The organism is Parvibaculum sp. MBR-TMA-1.3b-4.2 (genome assembly GCF_053628815.1).
In genome coordinates this window covers 2,590,773-2,609,754 of the sequence record NZ_JBRJHC010000001.1, presented here as the reverse complement: position 1 = coordinate 2,609,754, position 18,982 = coordinate 2,590,773, and the positions used below count along the sequence as shown (strand labels likewise).

Annotated in this window: 20 protein-coding genes; 10 read left to right on the top strand and 10 right to left on the bottom strand. The window is 61.9% G+C overall.

What is annotated here, in order from left to right; genetic code table 11:
- Nucleotides 1-21: 21 nt before the first annotated feature.
- The 4 genes from ACSSVQ_RS12550 (at nt 22) to ACSSVQ_RS12535 (ending at nt 2,587) form a co-directional block, all read left to right on the top strand.
- On the top strand, nt 22-603 hold the full coding sequence (locus tag ACSSVQ_RS12550) for a YqaA family protein (protein WP_293324098.1): 582 nt from the start codon (nt 22-24) through the stop codon (nt 601-603).
- Nucleotides 604-642: 39 nt separating this feature from the next.
- A complete protein-coding gene (locus ACSSVQ_RS12545) occupies nt 643-1,176 on the top strand; it encodes a disulfide bond formation protein B (RefSeq protein ID WP_454183522.1) in 534 nt (177 codons plus the stop codon).
- Complete coding sequence (locus tag ACSSVQ_RS12540; protein ID WP_454183520.1) at nt 1,176-1,808, top strand: demethoxyubiquinone hydroxylase family protein; 633 nt, start codon at nt 1,176-1,178, stop codon at nt 1,806-1,808. The genes ACSSVQ_RS12545 and ACSSVQ_RS12540 overlap by 1 nt, the downstream gene beginning before the upstream one ends.
- Before the next feature lie 323 nt (nt 1,809-2,131).
- A complete protein-coding gene (locus ACSSVQ_RS12535) occupies nt 2,132-2,587 on the top strand; it encodes a glyoxalase superfamily protein (RefSeq protein ID WP_454183518.1) in 456 nt (151 codons plus the stop codon).
- 110 nt (nt 2,588-2,697) lie between these two features.
- Here ACSSVQ_RS12535 and ACSSVQ_RS12530 read toward each other — a convergent pair whose 3' ends face one another.
- Both ACSSVQ_RS12530 and ACSSVQ_RS12525 read right to left on the bottom strand, forming a co-directional pair.
- Complete coding sequence (locus ACSSVQ_RS12530) at nt 2,698-2,823, bottom strand: hypothetical protein (RefSeq protein WP_454183516.1); 126 nt, start codon at nt 2,821-2,823, stop codon at nt 2,698-2,700.
- Nucleotides 2,824-2,853: 30 nt separating this feature from the next.
- Complete coding sequence (locus ACSSVQ_RS12525; RefSeq protein ID WP_454183514.1) at nt 2,854-3,552, bottom strand: hypothetical protein; 699 nt, start codon at nt 3,550-3,552, stop codon at nt 2,854-2,856.
- Nucleotides 3,553-3,628: 76 nt separating this feature from the next.
- Between ACSSVQ_RS12525 and ACSSVQ_RS12520 the strand changes: the two genes are divergently transcribed.
- Both ACSSVQ_RS12520 and recQ read left to right on the top strand, forming a co-directional pair.
- Nucleotides 3,629-4,504, top strand: coding sequence for a DUF6602 domain-containing protein (locus ACSSVQ_RS12520; RefSeq protein WP_454183512.1), 876 nt, complete (start codon nt 3,629-3,631; stop codon nt 4,502-4,504).
- Nucleotides 4,505-4,666: 162 nt separating this feature from the next.
- Nucleotides 4,667-6,529, top strand: a complete 1,863-nt coding sequence (gene recQ, locus ACSSVQ_RS12515; protein ID WP_454183510.1) for a DNA helicase RecQ — start codon at nt 4,667-4,669, stop codon at nt 6,527-6,529.
- A 132-nt stretch (nt 6,530-6,661) separates the two neighbouring features.
- Here recQ and ACSSVQ_RS12510 read toward each other — a convergent pair whose 3' ends face one another.
- Nucleotides 6,662-7,213, bottom strand: coding sequence for an HNH endonuclease (locus tag ACSSVQ_RS12510; RefSeq protein WP_293324292.1), 552 nt, complete (start codon nt 7,211-7,213; stop codon nt 6,662-6,664).
- A gap of 229 nt (nt 7,214-7,442) precedes the next feature.
- Here ACSSVQ_RS12510 and gluQRS point away from each other — a divergent pair, with 229 nt between their 5' ends.
- Together gluQRS and ACSSVQ_RS12500 are read left to right on the top strand one after the other, a co-directional pair.
- A complete protein-coding gene (gluQRS, locus tag ACSSVQ_RS12505; RefSeq protein WP_454183508.1) occupies nt 7,443-8,351 on the top strand; it encodes a tRNA glutamyl-Q(34) synthetase GluQRS in 909 nt (302 codons plus the stop codon).
- 113 nt (nt 8,352-8,464) lie between these two features.
- Complete coding sequence (locus tag ACSSVQ_RS12500; protein WP_454183506.1) at nt 8,465-9,547, top strand: acyltransferase family protein; 1,083 nt, start codon at nt 8,465-8,467, stop codon at nt 9,545-9,547.
- Between the two features lie 7 nt (nt 9,548-9,554).
- On the opposite strand, the gene ACSSVQ_RS12495 is transcribed toward ACSSVQ_RS12500, so the two are convergent.
- The 4 genes from ACSSVQ_RS12495 to ACSSVQ_RS12480 all read right to left on the bottom strand — a co-directional run bounded on the left by ACSSVQ_RS12495 (nt 9,555) and on the right by ACSSVQ_RS12480 (nt 12,821).
- Entirely contained in the window at nt 9,555-10,508 is a 954-nt protein-coding gene (locus ACSSVQ_RS12495) for an AEC family transporter (RefSeq protein ID WP_454183505.1), read from the bottom strand.
- 167 nt (nt 10,509-10,675) lie between these two features.
- On the bottom strand, nt 10,676-11,350 hold the full coding sequence (locus ACSSVQ_RS12490) for a hypothetical protein (protein ID WP_454183503.1): 675 nt from the start codon (nt 11,348-11,350) through the stop codon (nt 10,676-10,678).
- 17 nt (nt 11,351-11,367) lie between these two features.
- A complete protein-coding gene (locus tag ACSSVQ_RS12485; protein ID WP_454183501.1) occupies nt 11,368-12,516 on the bottom strand; it encodes a hypothetical protein in 1,149 nt (382 codons plus the stop codon).
- On the bottom strand, nt 12,513-12,821 hold the full coding sequence (locus ACSSVQ_RS12480) for a hypothetical protein (RefSeq protein WP_454183499.1): 309 nt from the start codon (nt 12,819-12,821) through the stop codon (nt 12,513-12,515). Before ACSSVQ_RS12480 ends, ACSSVQ_RS12485 begins: the two co-directional genes overlap by 4 nt.
- 404 nt (nt 12,822-13,225) lie before the next feature.
- On the opposite strand from ACSSVQ_RS12480, the gene ACSSVQ_RS12475 reads away from it, so the two are divergent.
- Entirely contained in the window at nt 13,226-13,873 is a 648-nt protein-coding gene (locus ACSSVQ_RS12475; RefSeq protein WP_454183497.1) for a class I SAM-dependent methyltransferase, read from the top strand.
- Nucleotides 13,874-14,095: 222 nt separating this feature from the next.
- Nucleotides 14,096-15,625: a hypothetical protein gene (locus tag ACSSVQ_RS12470; RefSeq protein ID WP_454183495.1), complete on the top strand. Its 1,530-nt coding sequence runs from the start codon at nt 14,096-14,098 to the stop codon at nt 15,623-15,625.
- A gap of 47 nt (nt 15,626-15,672) precedes the next feature.
- Here the strand turns inward: ACSSVQ_RS12470 and ACSSVQ_RS12465 are convergent, their stop codons facing one another.
- The 3 genes from ACSSVQ_RS12465 to ACSSVQ_RS12455 all read right to left on the bottom strand — a co-directional run bounded on the left by ACSSVQ_RS12465 (nt 15,673) and on the right by ACSSVQ_RS12455 (nt 18,946).
- Complete coding sequence (locus tag ACSSVQ_RS12465) at nt 15,673-17,679, bottom strand: methylmalonyl-CoA mutase family protein (RefSeq protein ID WP_454183494.1); 2,007 nt, start codon at nt 17,677-17,679, stop codon at nt 15,673-15,675.
- Between the two features lie 182 nt (nt 17,680-17,861).
- Nucleotides 17,862-18,317, bottom strand: coding sequence for an RcnB family protein (locus ACSSVQ_RS12460; protein WP_454183492.1), 456 nt, complete (start codon nt 18,315-18,317; stop codon nt 17,862-17,864).
- Between the two features lie 155 nt (nt 18,318-18,472).
- The gene (locus ACSSVQ_RS12455) at nt 18,473-18,946 is read right to left on the bottom strand and encodes an anti-virulence regulator CigR family protein (RefSeq protein ID WP_454183490.1); all 474 of its coding nucleotides are present in this window, start codon (nt 18,944-18,946) and stop codon (nt 18,473-18,475) included.
- Nucleotides 18,947-18,982 lie beyond the last annotated feature (36 nt).

Sequence of the window (18,982 nt, the reverse complement as noted above, 5' to 3'; positions counted from 1 at the left end):
TGGCAAGGGGTGCGCTTTCCGATGTTCCGCGGCATTTACGACTGGACGCTGAATCTGGCCGCGCATCGCCATGCGCGCTGGGGACTTGCCACGGTAGCCTTCGCCGAAAGCTCCGTCTTCCCGATCCCGCCCGATGTGGCGCTTATCCCCATGGTGCTGGCCAAGCGCGACAAGGCCTGGGTCTATGCGCTCTGGGCGACGGTCGCCTCGGTGCTGGGCGGCGCCTTCGGCTATGCGATCGGCTATTTCCTCTATGATTCCATCGGCGCGCATATCCTCCAGCTCTACGGCTATCAGGACCAGTTCGAGAGCTTCGCCGCGCGCTACAATGAATATGGCGTCTGGATCGTGCTGATCGCGGGGCTGACGCCCTTTCCCTACAAGGTCATCACCATTGCGAGCGGCGTGACGGCGCTCAACTTCCCCGTCTTCATGGCGGCAAGCCTTGTGGCGCGGGGCCTGCGCTTCTTCATCGTCTGCGGCCTGCTCTGGGCCTTCGGTCCACCGATCAAGGACTTCATCGAGCGCTATTTCGGGCTGCTCTCCATCGCCTTTTTCGTGCTGCTGATCGGCGGTTTCGTGGCGATCAAATGGCTATTCTGACGCAGGACAAGGCGCGCAAGAGCGTGCTTGAATGACCCCATGACGACGAACACGCCCCTTCCCTACGATCCGACACGCGCCGCCTTCGCGGTCTCGGCCATCGGCGCGGCGACGCTGATCGGCGCCTGGATTTTCCAGTACGGCTTCGGCTATGTGCCCTGCGCGCTGTGCTGGATGGAACGCCAGCCCTATTACCTGACAATCCCGCTGGCGCTCATCGCCGGGATCGCGGGCGCGCGCGGGGTGAGCAAAAAATTCGTGCTCGTCGCGCTGACCGTCTGTCTGGCGGCGTTTCTCTATAATGGCGGACTTTCCTTTTATCACGCGGGCGCGGAATACGGCTTCTGGCCGGGGCCGGAAAGCTGCGGCGGCGGCGTGGCGCTGCCCGGTTCGGTGGAGGAATTGCAGGCAAGGCTGTCGGCCGGCGAACACCCGCCGCGCTGCGACGAGGCGGCCTGGACGCTTTTCGGCGTGTCGCTGGCAGGCTTCAACTTCCTGATTTCATTGCTGCTTTCGGCCCTTTCCGCAGCGCCTGTCGCGCACTACCTTCAAAACCGGAAGGAGAAAGCCTGATGGCAAAACGCGCAGATATGGCGCTCCGGCGCCCCGGCGTAAAACAGCCCCGCAAAAGCCCGAGCGGCCACCAGCGACTGAGCGAACAGCCCGGCGTGACGCGCGGCGCGGCGGTGGAGGAAATGGTCCGCGTCGACCATGCGGGCGAATATGGCGCGGTGCGGATTTATTCCGGCCAGCTCGCCGTTTTCGAGCGCCTGCCGCATAAGCGCAAGATCACCGCATCGCTCCTGCATATGCGCGACGAGGAAGTCGAACATCTGAGCAAATTCAACGAGTTGATCGCCGAACGCGGCGTCCGCCCGACGGTGCTGACACCGTTCTGGCATGTCGCAGGCTTCGCGCTCGGCGCGGCCACCGCGCTGATGGGCGAGAAGGCGGCGCATGCCTGCACGGCGGCGGTGGAAGAGGTGATCGACGATCACTATCGCGGCCAGATCGAAAGGCTGAAGGACCTCGGCGGTGAGGAAGCGCAACTGGCGGAAACCATCGAGAAATTCCGCCAGGAAGAAGTGCGCCACAAGGAAGAGGCGCTGGCCGAGGGCGCCGAACAGGCGGTCGGCTACCCGCTCCTGTCCGGCGTGATCCGCACCGGCTGCAAGCTCGCCATCCGCGTCGCGGAGAAGGTTTAACCCGAGCTTCCTGTCGAGATTGAGCGAGCCAAAAGCGAGCCAAAAGCGAGATAGGGGCGAGGTTGGGGCATGGTTCGTTCCATGCCCACCGTCATCCTGCTTGATCCGACGCCGGCCTCATCGTATTCCTTCCTCCCCAAGGCATGAGGCGCCCGCCGCTCACCGGACTTATCCCCGAAACCGGGGTCCGATGGTGAAGACCTCCCCGGCGATTTTATCCCCGGTGCGATGCATGCGAGCCCAACCGATCATCCGCGGTCGCGCGTGGCAATTGTGAGCCCCCGCTTTTTGAAGACCGCCGACATGACGGAAGGATCGCTGCCATGCAGACCGATCAGCAAAAAGATATGCCCGCCTCCCGAGAGGCGGCGAAACGGCGCGCGAAAGATTTGCGCCTGGAGCTTGCCGCGCAAGGCACCCGCATCACCCATGGACAGGCGCTGGAGCTGACGGCGCGCGAGCTGGGGTTCCGCGACTGGAACACGGCAAGCGCAAGACTGTCGAACCGGCCCGAGTTCAAACCCGAGCTGGGCATGCGCGTGACCGGCACTTACCTGAAGCAGCCTTTCCGGGGCGAGATCATCGCCGCGCGGGAAATGGCGGGCGGCACGGCCCATGAGATCACCATCCAGTTCGACGAGCCGGTGGACGTGGTGAGTTTCGACAGCTTCTCCGCCTTCCGCCAACGCGTGACGGTGCGCGTCTCGACCGAGGGCGAAACCTGGGAACGCACCGGCGACGGCGAGCGGCATATGGTGGTGGCGGAAGAGGAAATGTGATCGTCCGGAGACGGAGGAGTTTTCTTTCTGCGTCATTCCGGGCTTGCCCCGGAATCCATACTGAGAGGCCGTATGGACCCCGGCTCAAGGCCGGGGTGACGCCCCTCTCTTCACCCCTTCAAAAACGAAAAGGCCCGGGCGAGGAAGGCCATGCGGGTGGGATAGCGAAAGCCGAGATAAGCCGAAACCACCGGCCCCTCCGCAATCCAGATGTCGGGCCCGAATGGTTTCAGCATTTCCCTCTACCTAATTTGTCGACGCAATTACTACTTGATCTGCATTCCCCACGGTCGCTCACCTGGCCCTGACACGACAAACACCCTCTCAAATGGCAAGTTCTTGGCTTGCGATCTCAACAATGGCTCTACGCTACTCCACCGTTTTCGAGGGAGGGAATTTAAGGGCGCCTCAACCAACAGATCGAACCCCTGAAACTTTGGCTTGTTCTTCTTTTTCAGACAAATCTCTATTGATCGCCTAATCACCTGCAGGGCTTGCTCGGTGGAATACATCGTACGAGAACGAGAGCGGGCTTCGCGAAAAGCATCTTCGGGATGATCATCGTTCAATCCCAAAAAACCTCTCCCAATACTCCTTTCGACCAATTCTTCGGCAAGGTGATAACGCTCACGACCCTGAGCAATCGTCACTTCAATGCCGACAGCCTCTGCGCCATTAGCGGGCCACATCCAGCAATCTGGCGGGTCATTGTCGAGGGGAAAGCGGATCGTACCTTTCTTAATTTCTCGCCACCGCAGGAAACGTGAGACCGGCATCACCTCGTCAGATAGTTTCTTCCAAGGTTTATTTGAAAGTCTGTAGCTCGTCAGATCCGCGTCCGTTCTGTCCAAGGCAAAAAGAGCCCCCAAACGCTCCTGCAAGAACTCAATATCTACACCAACACCAGAGGAAATCTCCGCATAGAATTTCTCCAACAGGTCAGTATCAAAAGTATCGCCGCCCATACCTTCGGCCCCAATTTCTAAGGAAATTAGATATACTCAAACATAGACTCGATGGAGTTTTACGAGAGAATACCTTATGGCTTTCAATGGACTGGAATACCTACAAAACTTAGCACGCCGTTTGGTTCTGGAGTTCGAAGTCGCCGGACACGCAGGGACACCAGGTCTAGTTGGCGCAGCAAGAGAACATCCTGCGAGGGCGCAACTTGAAAGGATACTACCAGGCAATGTAGGCGTCGGCAGTGGCATTGTAGTTGATTCCTACGGCGGACAGAGCAAACAACAAGACGTCGTCATCTACGAAAAACATATCTGTCCGGTTTTCACGTATAACGACACGCCTGAAGCAACACATTTTCCTGTAGAAGGTGTCATTGCTGTAGGAGAGATCAAAAGCACCTTAAACTCCGCGACTTTGAAGGATGCCTTTGAGAAAATTGCGTCAGCCAAAGCACTTCGGCGGCGTGCAATCGCTGAAGACAATGGACTTGGCCAGACTCTTGTTGGCTATCGGCCCTACTGTGCGGCTGGTGAATATGCGCCCACACCCGCCACTGAATATTCCCAAGACAAGAACTCACTTGACCAGATTTTTGGCTTTGTCCTATGCGGACGCTTTGGCGCAACAGCACAAACCCTGACGCAGAGTGCTTTAGAGCAGTGGAAATCTAAAGTTCCCACCCACGGGGTCAATTTTATTGCGTCTTTGGATGATGGCCTCATTGCCCCCCACTCCCTAGCCAAAAACTCAATAGTACTTTCTCCCATGGAGGCCGACGGCATTGTCTACTCAGACACGAAAGAACAGGCATTTCCTCAGCTAGTCTCCCTCATTCGAATCTACGTAAGGACAGGTCGCACCGTCAGTGCGAACCAGCTTGAAAACTATTTCCGAGCACCCGGTACAAGCGGAACGCCAATCGCCGTCTCCAACCGACTCCCGTTGAAATAGAATCATGCCCCATTTGCCCCCTCACCCCTCCCCGTGAGAGTCTGGGGGTGTGGCGGGGCTTGATTCGTCTTTTTGGGCGTTCGGGGGCCTGCCGCGCCTGCCTTTCGGCTCCGGGGGTTTTGTCGGGGCCTCGCCTGCTAGTCGAGTTTCAATTCCAGTCTCATGGCCTCCACCCTCGCAGCCCGGTCCGACGCGCGTGACGCCCTCGATGCGGGGGGCGATCTGAACGCCGCGAAATATGCCGTGCTGCGCGAGGTCTTCGGCTTCGACGGGTTTCGCGCCGGACAGGAAGAGGCGGTGGATACGCTGCTGTCGGGCCGCAACCTGCTGGCCGTGATGCCGACGGGCGCGGGCAAGTCTCTCTGCTTTCAGGTGCCGGCGCTGGTGAAGGGCGGGCTTACCATTGTGGTGTCGCCGCTCGTCGCGCTGATGCAGGACCAGGTCTCGGCGCTGAAGCTGGCGGGCGTCGCGGCGGATGCGATCCATTCCGGCCAGTCGCGCGAGGACAATGTCGCCGTCTGGCGCCGCGCCGCTTCGGGCGAGCTGAACCTTCTCTACATGGCGCCCGAACGGCTGATGACGGAGCGGATGCTGGCGGCCATCGGCAAGCTGGACGTGTCGCTCTTCGCCATCGACGAGGCGCATTGCGTGTCGCAATGGGGCCCGGCCTTCCGCCCCGAATATGAAGATTTGCGCCGGTTGCGCGAGGTGTTCCCCGGCGTGCCCGTTGCCGCGCTGACCGCCACGGCGGATGAGGTGACGCGGGCCGACATCGCGCAAAAGCTGTTCGGCGGCGATGTGGATGTGCAGGTGCTGGGCTTCGACCGGCCGAACATTCAACTGAGCGTGGAAACCAAGACGAGCTGGAAGGACCAGCTGCTCGGCTTTCTGGACCGGCGCGGGAGCGAGATCGGCAACGGCATTATCTATTGCCTGTCGCGCAAGAAGACGGAAGAGACCGCCGCGCTGTTGCGCCAGAACGGCTATAACGCGCTGCCCTATCACGCCGGCATGACGAAGGAAGAGCGCGAGGCGAACCAGCGCGCCTTCATGGCGGAGGAAAACCTCGTCATGGTGGCGACCATCGCCTTCGGCATGGGGATCGACAAGCCCGATGTGCGCTTCGTGGTGCATGTGGATCTGCCGGGCAGCCTCGAAGCCTATTACCAGGAGATCGGCCGCGCAGGCCGCGACGGCGAACCGGCGGAAGCGCATATGCTGTTCGGGCCGGGCGACATTCGCATGCGGCGGAAATTCATCGACGACGAGGACGCAGGGCCCGAGCGCCAGCGCCGCGAACACCAGCGGCTGAACGCGCTGCTCGCTTATGCCGATGCGCCGCAATGCCGCCGCCGCATGCTGCTCTCCTATTTCGGCGAGACGGCGGAGCCGTGCGGGAACTGCGACAACTGCCTGAACCCGGCGGATTTGACCGACGGAACGGAGATGGCGATGTCCGCGCTCTCGGCCATTCGCGATACGGGCGAGCGCTATGGCGCGGCGCATATCATCGACATCATGCTGGGCGAGGAAACCGAAAAGGTGCTCGCCGTGAAGCACGACCAGCTGCCCGCCTTCGGCGAGGGCGCGCAGCTCAAGAAACCCGACTGGCAATCGCTGATCCGCCAGCTCGTATCGGGTGGGTATCTGGAGGTCGATGTAGGCGGCTATGGCAGCCTCATCATCACCGCGCTGGGGGAAAGCCTCGCCGCGGGGGAGGAAGAGTTCCTCTACCGCGCGGACAGCCATGAGAAGAAGACGGCGAAACGTAAGCGCGTAAGCGATGCGGAAAAGCTGACGCCGGAAGAAGACCGGCTGTTCACGAAGCTGAAATCGCTCCGCCTCGACATCGCGCAGGAACGCGGCGTGCCCGCTTACGTGGTCTTCTCCGACAAGACGCTGATCGACATGGCCCGCCGCGCCCCGACGACGCGCGAAGCCTTTGCCGAGGTGCATGGCGTCGGCGCGGCGAAGCTGAAGGAATTCGCGGAGCCGTTTTTGGGGCTGATCCGCGACGCGGGTTAGGCGTTTTCCTTTGCCCGTCATTGCCGGACTTGATCCGGCAATCCAGCGCATCACATGCCGCAGGCACCCTACTGGATGCCCGGGTCAAGCCCGGGCATGACAATGTGTAGGGCGAAAACAAAAACCTCGCCCCTACGGCTCCAGTTCGCTGTCCCAGTAGAGATAGTCCTGCCAGCTGTCGTGCAGGTAATTCGGCGGGAAGGAGCGGCCGTTTTTGTGGAGGTCGTTGACCGTGGGCCGGTAGGGATGCTGCATCGGCTCCATGCCGGCATCCTTCGGCATCTTGTTCGCCTTCCTGAGATTGCAGGGCGCACAGGCGGTGATGACATTGTCCCAGGTGGTCTGCCCGCCGCGCGAGCGCGGCACGACATGGTCGAAGGTCAGCTCGCCCCGGTCGCCGCAATACTGGCAGGTGAAGCTGTCGCGCAGAAACAGGTTGAACCGCGTGAAGGCGGGATGGCGCGCGGGCTTTACGTAGGATTTGAGCGAAACGACGCTCGGCAGCTGCATCTCGAAGGAGGGCGAGCGCACGAAAGTGTCGTAGGAGGAGACGATATTGACGCGGTCGAGGCAGACGGCCTTGATCGTGTCCTGCCAGGACCAGAGCGAGAGAGGGTAATAGCTGAGCGGACGATAATCCGCATTCAGCACAAGTGCCGGGCACGCTTCCGGAGTGGCAAACATCGCCTGCACACCGTCCTCCTTAAAGGGCGGGCCCGCCGCGGCTCAACCAGGTGGCCGCGAAGCGGTGGACCCCAGTGATTTAAGTTTACTATATATTGTGCAACGGCTTTGTGAAGCCACCGAAGGTGGATATTCCAATGTGCGCTTGGTAGTCCTGTTCGGCATACCAATATGTGAGCCCCGCCCCTTTCAAGCGCGCCCGCGCCCCGAGCTGCCCACGGAGTTCCCGATGCCCGACACAAAGAGCGAAACGCTGCGTTTCGCCCCCAGCCCGAATGGCTGGCTGCATCCGGGCCATGCCTATTCGGCGCTGTTTACATGGGATATGGCGCGCGACATGGATGCGCGCTTCATCCTGCGCATCGAGGATATCGATGTCGGCCGCTGCCGCCCGGAATATGAGCAGGGCATCTACGACGACCTCGCCTGGCTCGGCATCGACTGGGAAGAGCCGGTGCGCCGCCAGTCGGAACATTTCGCGGAATATGAGGCGGCGCTGAAAAAACTGCGCGACATGGGCCTCCTCTATCCCTGCTTTGCGACGCGCAAGGAAATCCAGGATGCGATCGCGCAAAGCGGCATCCCGCCGCGCCAATGGCCGCTCGACCCGGACGGCGCGCCCGTCTATCCCGGCCTCTACAAGGACATTCCCAAACGCCAGCTCAACGAGCTGATGTGGGAGGGCCGCTCCTATTGCTGGCGCATGGACACCGAAAAGGCCTGCGCCATGGCCGAGGAGATGAATGGCGGGCCGGTGACCTTCATGGAGGAAGGCGTGGGCTCGCGCGGCGAACACGGCCTGATCCGCGCCCGCCCGCAGGCCTATGGCGATGTCGTGATCGGCCGCAAGGACGTGCCGACGAGCTACCACCTCTCCGTCACGCTGGACGATGCGCTGCAGGGCGTGACGCTGGTCACGCGCGGGCAGGACCTTTCGCCCGCCACCCATATCCACCGCGTGCTGCAGGTGCTGCTGGGCCTGCCCGAACCGCGCTGGCACCATCATGAACTCGTCCGCGACGAGGACGGGCGGCGGCTGTCCAAGACCGCCCGGGATATGGGCCTGCGCGAGCTGCGCGCCCGCGGCGTCACGCCCGAAGAGGTGCGCGAGATGATCGGGCTTGCCGAAAGGGCCTGAGGGCCCGCCCCGTCTCTCCAGGCTGGCCCGCATCCTGCTGCGATCCTTGTGAACAGGCCGAACCGATCCCGAAGGGGAACGGTTCCGGCCCGATTTGATGCGAGGTGCAGGATATGACGAGCGCAATGGCCGATTCCGGGACGGCGAATCCCGTCCCAAAAACGGAAAAATCCCGTTTCGGCTGGATCGATGCGGTGAAGGGCCTGACCATCAGCCTGGTGGTGATGGACCACACCACATGGGGCGTGGCCGCCACGCTCGGCACGCCGCCGGACGTTTTCAGCGACATTTCCGCCTTCGCCCAGCCCTTCCGCATGCCGCTCTTCTTCCTCGTCGCCGGCCTGTTCGCCTGGAAGGCGATCAACGGCCCGTGGCGCGATTTCCTCGACAGGAAGCTCCTGCATTTCGGCTATTTCTATCTGCTCTGGTCGGTGATCCAGATCGGCATCAAGATCGCCGTGCCGACCGGCGGCAACTGGACCACCAGCTGGGCCGATATGTGGCTGATCCCGCTCCAGCCCTTCGGCGTGCTCTGGTTCATCTATGAGCTGGCGATCTTCTTTACGGTGCTGCGCGTCTTCCGCAAGGCGAACCCGGCCTGGATCTTCGCCGCCGCCATCGGCCTCTATTTCACCCAGATCGCAACCGGCTGGATGCTGCTCGACGAATTCGCCTGGCGCTTCATCTGGTTCGTCTCCGGCGTCTATGGCGCAAGCCGCATCTTCGAGCTCGCCGCCTGGGCGCGCGATAACAAGGCGAAGGCCCTCGGCGTCGCCGCGCTCCTCTATGCGACGGTGGCGACCGTGGTCTTCTCCGGCCTGATCGAGATCCGCGGGCTGGAACTGCTGATGGGCTATGCGGGCGGGATCGGTTCGATCCTGACGATTACCGTCTTGGCCGAAGCGGGGTTCGCGGGCGCGCTCTCCTTCATCGGCCACCGCTCGCTCTACATCTTCCTCGCCTTCTTCGCGCCGATGGCCGCGATGCGGGTGGGGCTGGTGAAATTCGCCGGCTGGGAAAACGGCGACCTCATCACCATCGTTACTTTCGCGGTGGCGCTTGTGGGGCCGATCATCGGCTATGAGGTGCTGAAGCGGACGCCGCTTGCCTTCCTCTTCGTGCGGCCGGCCATGTTCCGCCTGAAGGACGAGCCGGCCCGGCCCGACAAGGAAGCGGCCATTCCGGCAAGCGCCTGACCTGCCCCTACCCTTTCGGCAGGAAGTAGCTGAGCATCAGCGTAATCGTGATCAGGCTGAGCGCGGTGGACAAAACCACCGCGCTCGATGCCGCGCCGGGCGCCGCGTTGTAGCGCTTGGCCATGATCGAGGAATAGACGCCCGCCGGCATGCCCGCCAGCACCGTCGCCGCGACCGCCCATATGGGCGGCATATCGAAGAGATAATGCGAGGCGAGAAACACCAGCACCGGCATGAAGACGAGCTTCAGCACCGAGGTCAGCGTCGCCGCGCCGATGGAGCGCTTGATCGCATAGCGCGTGAGCATGCCGCCCAGCACGAAAAGCGCGCAGGGAATGGCCGAGCGCCCGATGAGATGCAGCGTGTCGTTGGCAACCTTGGGCATGGGAAGCCCCGTCTGCCCATAGACGACGCCCAGCACCAGCCCGATGATGACCGGGTTTTTCGCCGTGCCCTTCATCGCCTCTTTCAGGATTAACAGGAAATGAATCTGCTCGTGCTCGGCGCGCGGTTTCGTCAGTTCCAGGAGAAAGGTGACGACGGTGAAAAGAATGATCCCGTGAAAGGCGAGGATGAGAAAGACCGGAAAGCCCGCCTTCTCGCCGAAGCCCGTCACGATGATCGGAATACCAAGCATCACCGTATTGCCCTGCGCCGAGCCGAAGCCGATCATCACCGCATCCGTGCTCGGACGGCGAAGCGCGCCCAGCGCGATGACACTGCCGACCGCCCATGAGATCAGCATCGCCCCGTAATAGGAGGCCCAGAGGCCCCAGGGCAGCACATCCGGAAAGGGCGTCGTCGCCAGATTGCGGAACAGCAGGCAGGGCATGGCGAAGGTGAAGACGTAAGTGTCGAGCCCGTCGATCGCCTCGTCGCTCATCAGCCCGGACCGCGAGGCGGCATAGCCGAGCGCAATGACGCCGAAGATCGGCAGGACGAGGCTGAGGGCGAAAAGCATGGGGGACATTCCCGCAGGTGATAAGGCCGGCGGAAGCTAGCCCGGGGAAGACGCAGGGTCAAAGTTGGGGGAAGGACTGGATTGCCGGGTCAAGCCCGGCAATGACAGTTTTTGTTTCAGGATGTCATGCCCGGACTTGATCCGGGCATCCAGCGCACCAATCGCGGCTACCAATCATAAAGCCCGGCGAAGTGGCGGAAGCCTGCGGCCCTGGCCCAGTCGCGCCATTCATGGCGCACGCGCTGCGTGACGGCGGGGCTGCCTGCGCCCTGGCCGAGGCCGAGAATGGTGAGCGACGCGCAGCCCTGAAAAAGATCGCTGGAGGGCGCCGGCAGTTTTCCGCCGGCCTTCAGCTTCGCATATTCGGAATCCTCAAAACCATCCGTCAGCAGAATATAATCCGTCGGCTGGGCGGCGCAGTCCACCACCTGCGACATGGTGTCGAGAAAGGGCAGGATATTGGTGAAGCCCTGCGCCTCCAGCTTGCCGTCGCGCACGAGCTTCGGGATGTTGGCGATGAGAATGCGCAGACCGTCGGCCACCGCATCCGGCTTGGCGCGGGCCGAAATCACCTGATCGACCTTCAGCGCATTCGCCGTCACGTCATAGGAGCCGAAGGTGCGCAGCATGACGCGGGAATGCGGCGGGAGCGTCTCGATCTCTTCCACCGCTTTCGCGCCCGCGCGCGCCGCATAGGCATCGTCGGTCACCAGCGGATTGCTTTTGGAGAGGTCGAGACCGATCACCACGGTGCGCGGCGCTTCCGCCGCCTCCGCCGCACGATTGACGAAGACAGCGGCGAGCGTGCCCAGAATGGCGACGATCAATACGAAGAGGCGCATGGGCTTCGGTCTTTCCCTCAATCCTGCGTCCGGCCGATGGGCACACGGCGCGGCGGCGGCAACACTTCGCCGATGGGCTCGCGCACATGGGCGACGCCGGACGGCCCCGCCTTCATCGCATTACGCGAGCGGCGTTCCCACCATTCATCGAACAGCTTTTCATGGCGCCCGAGCGACCGGGATTCCTCGCAAGCCTTGATGCGCTCGGCGAAAGCGGCCTGACGCTCCCTGCCCCGATCGGGAACGGCGGACGGGAGGGCCTCCTCCTTCTTGCGGCCGAGCAGACCGCGCGATGTTTTCGGTGCCGGAGCGGAAATCGCCGGGACGGAGGATTTCGACAGCTCGCGGCGGGCTTCGTCCAGCCCCTGCTCATAGGCGCGCGCCTCGCGCATCAGCCCGGTCCAGAGAAGATGGCGGCGGTTTTCCGGCCCTTCCATTTCCGACAGCGCATGGCGGTTGGCGTCATATTCTTCTTCCAGCGCGGCCAGGCGCGTCATGTCCTGCTTGCGGTGACGATAGTCGCGCGACAGGAAGATGCGCCGCACCGAGGCCATGGCGACATGCAGGCACAGCGCCGCCACGCCCGTGACCACCAGAAAGACGATGCCGAGCGAGCCGAGCCAGGCCAGCGGCTGCCATTCGCGCACCTTGTCGATCTCGGTTGCCGTGCGCGCGGTTTCCGCCGTGCCGTTGGTGGCAAGACCGAGGCCCGCCAGCGTGTCGGACAGCGAGGAGCCCGCGCCACCATCGCCCGTGGCGGCAATGCCGTTGGGCAGGGACATGAAGGCGAGCATGAAGCCGACGCCCAGCAGCATGACGATCGCCAGCACGAAGACGATGCGCACGAAGACCGCCTTGCCGATGGGACCGAGCTGCTCGTAAAGCATATGCGCGGCGACGGTGGCGAAAAGCACCTGCGCCGATTTGAAGGCGACCGACTGGCCGAGCGCGCCGGGCAGTTCGAGGAACTCATTGGCGAGCGCGCGCGTCCAGAACTCCGAGACGATCATGTAATCGACCGCCACCGCACCGACCGCGACCAGCGCCGTCAGCGCGAAACCGATGAAGAAGAAAGGCGCCATGCGCGCGGCGCGTTCGGAGCGGACGAAATTACGCCCGATCTTCTCGCGCATATCCTCGGCGATGAGAGAGACGTTCGCGTTCATGCGTCATCCCCCTTGTTCGCTTTCGACTTGCCGGCGCCGAAAAGCCGGGCGAAGAAACCGCGGCGCGCGCCTTCCTGCTCTTCACCTTCCAGCGGCGCGGAAAGATGTTTCGCCAGCGCGGCGATCTCGCGCTCCAGCGTTTCCTGGCGCGCCCGGCGCTTGGCGAGATCGGCGGCATAGGCCGCATCGAGCTCGGACAGACGCGAAAAGATGTGAATCTCGGGAAGCGGCTCGACATGACGGCCATAGGCCGCCGCGGACTGTCCCTTTCCCGCCTCGCGGGCGGTATCGTAACTCTCGCTCATTGCTACCCCGCTTGCGCCTTCCGCCGCACCGCCCTCCCGGCTGATATGCGACCTCACTTGCCATAATCAGAAGCGCGACATGAATGCCCGCTGAACGGCTTTACGAACTGTTAACCATGCGGGCGCAATGGCGCCCCCTCAAGCATCAAACTGCCGGTTTCCGGCCACCCCGCGCCCTCAACCCCATGAAATTTACATGAAGGCTCACACGCGAGGCGAGTCTTGCCGCCGAAAAGGCTTACCCGACTGTACCGGAGTGAAACAATCTATTATGGCGAGAATGGGGATAGGCTTGCCCCCCGGCGCCCCTGCCCGACAGGTCATGGGGCCCGCGAATAAAGACATGCAAAGCGGCGGGGCGGCCTCTATGAAAGGGACGACCGCGGACAAATCCGGAGAAACGCATGAGCGAGATCGACGCAAGGTTCTGGGACAAGGCGGCCCGGAAATATGCAAGCTCGCCCATCGCGGATATGGCGGGGTTCGACAAGACGCTGGCGCGCACGCGCGAGCTGCTGCCGCCCGGCGCAAGCGTGCTGGAACTGGGCTGCGGCACGGGCACGGCGGCCCTGCGGCTCGCCGATGCGGCGGAGAGCTATCTCGCCACCGACATCTCGTCGGAGATGGTCGCTATCGGCAGGGAGAAAGCAGCCGCGACTGAGGACGGCGCCGCCGGTCGGCCGGATTTCCGGCAGGCGACGGCCCGCGAGCTGGCGGCGGAAGGCACCCGCTACGATGCCGTACTCGGCTTCAACTATCTTCATCTGGTAAGCGACGTGCCCCAAGCGCTCGGCGATATCAGGTCGCTGCTGACGCCGGGCGGGCTTTTCATCTCCAAGACACCGTGCCTCGGCGACATGACCCCGCTGATCGGCCTGGCGATCCCGGTGATGCGCCTTTTCGGCAAGGCGCCCTCCAGCGTGGCGTCGATGACCGCCGCCTCGCTCACGGAGGCGATCCGCGCGGCGGGGTTCGAGATCCTGGCCGATGAACGGCATGGCTCGGAAAAGAAGGACACCCGCCCCTTCATCGCCGCCCGCGCGACGGACTGAGGGCGGTAAATCCTAGAGAGCCAGTCCGAACCGGCGTATGCCGACTGCAAAGTCTTCCCCACGCTATGCCACAGATATCAAGCCTCCATCCCGCACCTCAGGTCAACGCGGCGCGCGAAAGATAGGAGGACGCCGTCACAGCGAGTTGCTTTCGATTTTCCAAAATGCTGAAGTAATCGAAAGCCTCAAATACAAATCGAATATTGGCTTCTGGGGGGTGCGATGGCACGAAGTTCAAGACCTGACTATCTAATTTCGGGAGAACCTGCTCGGCTAATTCCAACCCTTGCTGAAACCAGTAAAGAGGGCCGTAGCACATCCGTTTTCCTGGCTTCGCTAATGGCCGTGCCTCCATTTGCCAAACAAGTGCTTAGCGGTCTCGGCCTTCGGGTCGGCAAGACCGCTGCCATCCAATGCTACACAGAAGTCGGATTTAAAAGCTCACGCACGACCAAAGATCGACCGGATGGCCTGATAGTACTTTCCACCGGCAGAAACGTATGGCGTGCATTGGTTGAAGCAAAATGTGGAAACGCTGAATTAAAAGGCGAGCAGCTATCCAATTATCTCGATCTTGCGAAAGAACTCGGCATAGATGCCGTCATCACGATCTCGAACCAACTGACGGCGCTGCCGACACACCACCCCGCAGACCTGCCCAAAAAGCCGCCTAAGGGAGTTCATCTTTTTCACTGGTCGTGGATGCATCTGCTTACTGAAGCCACGTTGCTTGTTTCGCAACCCAAGGACTCATTCGACGACCCAGAGCAGAGATATATCCTCAGTGAAGTCGTTAGATACCTCCGCCATCCGAATTCTGGCATCCATCGTTTTGATCGAATGAACCCTGAATGGAAGGACCTAGTCTCATCCGTCCACAGCGGCGCATCGCTTCAAAAAAACAGCAAAGAAGTCGTCAACAGCGTCGCAAGCTGGCATCAGGAACAGAGAGACGTCTGCCTGGAATTAAGCCGTCAATTGGGGCGCGGAGTTGGCCTGAAGCTAGCGAAAAAGGAAGCGGAAAATCCGGAGCTGCGCCTCAAGGAGGACTGCGATGTTCTGATCCGAGATCACAAGCTCCAGTTCACACTTGATGTGCCAGATATCGCCTCACCTATTGATGTCGTAGCCGACATTCGACTAAGAAATATTACCTGCTCGATGAGGCTCGCTGCGCCACAAGATAGGAAAAGTACATCCGCTCGCGTGAACTGGCTCACTCGGCAACTTCCGAAGACTGATAACGAACATATTCATATTCGCGCCAACTGGCCCGGCCGAGCCCAAGCTACACAAGCACCTATAACGAGGGTCAAAGAGGATCCAAGTTCGGTCGAGAACGACAATGTCGGAAAGGCCGTCGGATCTTTTGAAGTCTTACTAATCAAAGACCTCGCGGGCGACTTTGGACGCAACGTGAAGTTCATAGAGCGCCTCGAAGAAGTCGTCCCCGAATTTTATGAGCATGTGGCGCAGCATTTGCGCGAATGGATTCCATCTCCACCAAAAATCCAAAAAGACGTTCTGTCGGGAAAATCCTCGGAGGATACGTCCCAACCTCAATCTGCGCGGCCTGTATCCGCAGAAGATCCCCCCCAACATCCATCTGCAAACACAGCAGACGACAGGCTTTCTCAATCACGACAAAGTGCGGTGGAACTTAGTGCGATGAGCGCCATGTTACCTGACGACCAACGACTATCTCTTCCTTGGCTTTCGAAGAACGAAAAAGACAAGGATGCTACCTCATAACGCCAATGGGTCCCGGCTTTCGCCGGGATGACACCGGAAGTGAAGATTCAAGCCGCTTCGTCGGAATAGTCCACGAGGCGGACGATCTCGGTCATGATGTCGTTGATCTGGAAATCCTTGGGCGTGTAGACGGCCGCCGCGCCTTCGCGCATGAGGATCTGTTCGTCGTCGGGCGGGATGATGCCGCCGACGACGACGGGGATGTCGCCGATGCCCGCGTCCTTCATCAGGCGGAGGACTTCGGTGACGAGCGAGACATGGCTGCCCGACAGGATGGAGAGGCCGACGACATGGACGCCTTCTTCGAGCGCGGCATTGACGATCTGCGCGGGCGTGAGGCGGATGCCTTCATAGACGACTTCCATGCCGCAATCGCGCGCGCGCACGGCGATCTGTTCGGCACCGTTGGAATGGCCGTCGAGGCCGGGCTTGCCGACGAGGAATTTGAGACGGCGGCCAAGCTTGGCGGAGACCGCATCGACTTGCTTGCGCACTTCATCCAGGTGCGATGAGTCCGCCCGCATGGACTGCGAGACGCCGGTCGGTGCGCGATACTCGCCGAAGACCTCACGCAGCGCCGCGCCCCACTCGCCCGTGGTGACGCCCGCCTTCGCGCAGGCGATGGAAGGCTCCATGATGTTGGCGCCGGACTTCGCAGCGTCCTTCAGGGCGGCGAGCGATTTTTCGACCGCATCATTGTCGCGCTTGTCGCGCCATGCCTTCAGCGCGGCGACCTGCGCGGCCTCCACGCCTTCCTCGATGACGTGAATGTCGCCCGAGCCGGTGGAGAGCGGCGACGGGGCCGTCTCCTCATATTTGTTGACGCCGATGACGCTCATGCGGCCCGCCTCGATATCGGCGAGACGCGCGGCATTCGATTCCACGAGCTTCTGCTTCATATAGGCGTTTTCGACCGCGGCGACGGCGCCGCCCATCTCGTCGATGCGCTGAAGCTCCGCGCGGGCCTCTTCCTTGAGCGAGGAAACTTTCGCTTCCATCACTTCGGAGCCGTCGAAGATGTCGGCATATTCCAGAAGGTCGGTCTCATAGGCGAGGATCTGCTGCGCGCGGAGCGACCATTGCTGGTCCCAGGGGCGCGGCAGGCCCAAAGCCTCGTTCCAGGCGGGAAGCTGCACGGCGCGGGCGCGGGCTTTCTTGGACAGCGTCACGGCCAGCATCTCGATCAGGATTCGGTAGACATTGTTTTCCGGCTGCTGCTCGGTGAGGCCGAGCGAGTTCACCTGCACGCCATAACGGAAGCGGCGGAGCTTTTCGTCCTCGACGCCATAGCGCTCGCGGCAGATCTCGTCCCAGAGATCGACGAAGGCGCGCATCTTGGCGATTTCGGTGACGAAGCGCACGCCCGCATTGACGAAGAAGGAGATGCGGCCGACGACCTTGGCGAAATCGGCGTCCGGCACCTGCCCGCTCGCCTTCACATGGTCGAGCACGGCGCAGCCCGTCGCCAGCGCAAAGGCCAGCTCCTGCACCGGCGTCGCCCCGGCTTCCTGCAGATGGTAGGAGCAGACATTGGTCGGGTTCCATTTCGGCATTTCCGAATAGGTGAAGGACACAATGTCGGTGATGAGGCGCATGGAGGGCTCGGGCGGGAACACGTAAGTGCCGCGCGAGAGATATTCCTTGATGATGTCGTTCTGCACCGTGCCGGTAAGCTTCGCGCGATCCGCGCCATGCTCGTCCGCGACCGCGATGTAAAGCGCCAGCAGCCAGGCCGCCGTCGCATTGATGGTCATGGAGGTGTTCATCTCCTCCATGGGGATCTGGTCGAAAAGGACGCGCATGTCGCCGATATGGGAGACGGCGACGCCGACCTTGCCGACCTCGCCCTTGGCCAGCACATGGTCTGAATCATAGCCGGTCTGGGTCGGCAGATCGAAGGCGACGGAAAGGCCCGTCTGGCCGCGCGAGAGATTGGTCCGGTAGAGCTCGTTGGAGGCCTTGGCATTGGAATGGCCCGCATAGGTACGGAAAATCCATGGCCGATCCCTTTGAACCGTCTTGCCGCCCGCGCCCTTATTGTCCTGATCCGCCATGACCTGTCCGCTCTCTACTCGAGGATGGATACGCGGCGGAAAGGCGTACCGCCCCTGCCTGCCGCGAGGTAAGGGCCATTATCACACCCCTTGCCGCACCGCAAAAGGGAAAGCCCGGCCTCCTGCCCCGAAAGGGCGGAAAACCGGGCCCGGATTTGCCTGAATGCGGCGGACGGTCCCGCTCAGTAGCGGTTCACGTTCACCAGTATGTCGACGATGATGCCGGTCGCAATGGCAACCAGGATGATGTCGTTACCCGCCATGTAATAGCGATAGCCGGGATAACGCGGCAGACGCTTCAGCAGCACCGGCGGCACATCGTAATACCGGACATTGGCCGGGCGCCGGTGGCCGACGCGGAAGCGCGCACCGCGGGGCAGCGGCTTGTACTGGTGCATCTTGTGATGGCGGTAATAGTTGCGCACCTCGCGGCTGTCCTGCCAGCGGAACTGCGGGCGCTCCTGACGATGCTGCTTGTATTGCTGCGGACGCTGCTGGGGAGAGCGCTGCTGCTGTTGCTGGTTGTAACGCGGCCCCTGCCCCTGCTGGGCAAAGGCCATGCCCGGTGCGCCCGTCATGGAGAGCGCCAGCGCGACGGAAAGGGCCCGCATGGCGGGCTTGCTGGTAACGAATTTCATGCGATCGGCTCCTGCTCGATATCTGCCCCGCCCTGCCGGTAAAGCTTAGCGGGGCCGGATATCGGCATAAGCTGATATATTGCCGCAGAGGCGACCCTGATCTATCGCAAAAACCCGTTTTTCCCGTCGCTGCCGGGCCGCCGCCTTTTCTCCTCTCAGCGAATGCCGGTCAGCACATCCACGATGATCCCCGTCGCCGCCTTCACGAGCAGCACGTCATTGCCGACGAGAAGCCGCTCATAGCCGTCGCGGGCCGGCAGCTGCGCCTTGAGTGTGGAGGGCAGATAGCGCTTGGCGATGCCGGGCGGCAGCGGCTTGCCGCGCTGCAGGTTCCTCGCAATGCCCGGCGGCAGGGGTTTCGTCTCCACCGGATGCGCGCCGAAATAATTGCGGATGATGTCCGCCTCGCTCGTACTGAAACGCACATTGATGGAGGCATCGAGAATCTCATTGCCAGCCTTGCCCTTGCCGGCAGGGCCGGGTTTGCCCGCATGCGGATTGCCATGCGCGGCATTGCCCTTGCCGGGGCCGGTCATCTTGCCGGGCGGGTCGGCAAAGGCGGAGGCGGGCGCGAGCGCCAGGGCGAGCGTCACACCGGCTACGAGAGGGCGCTTCCATGCATGTGTCATTTTCGTCTCCTTCATAACCATGCGGTTAGAGGAGCA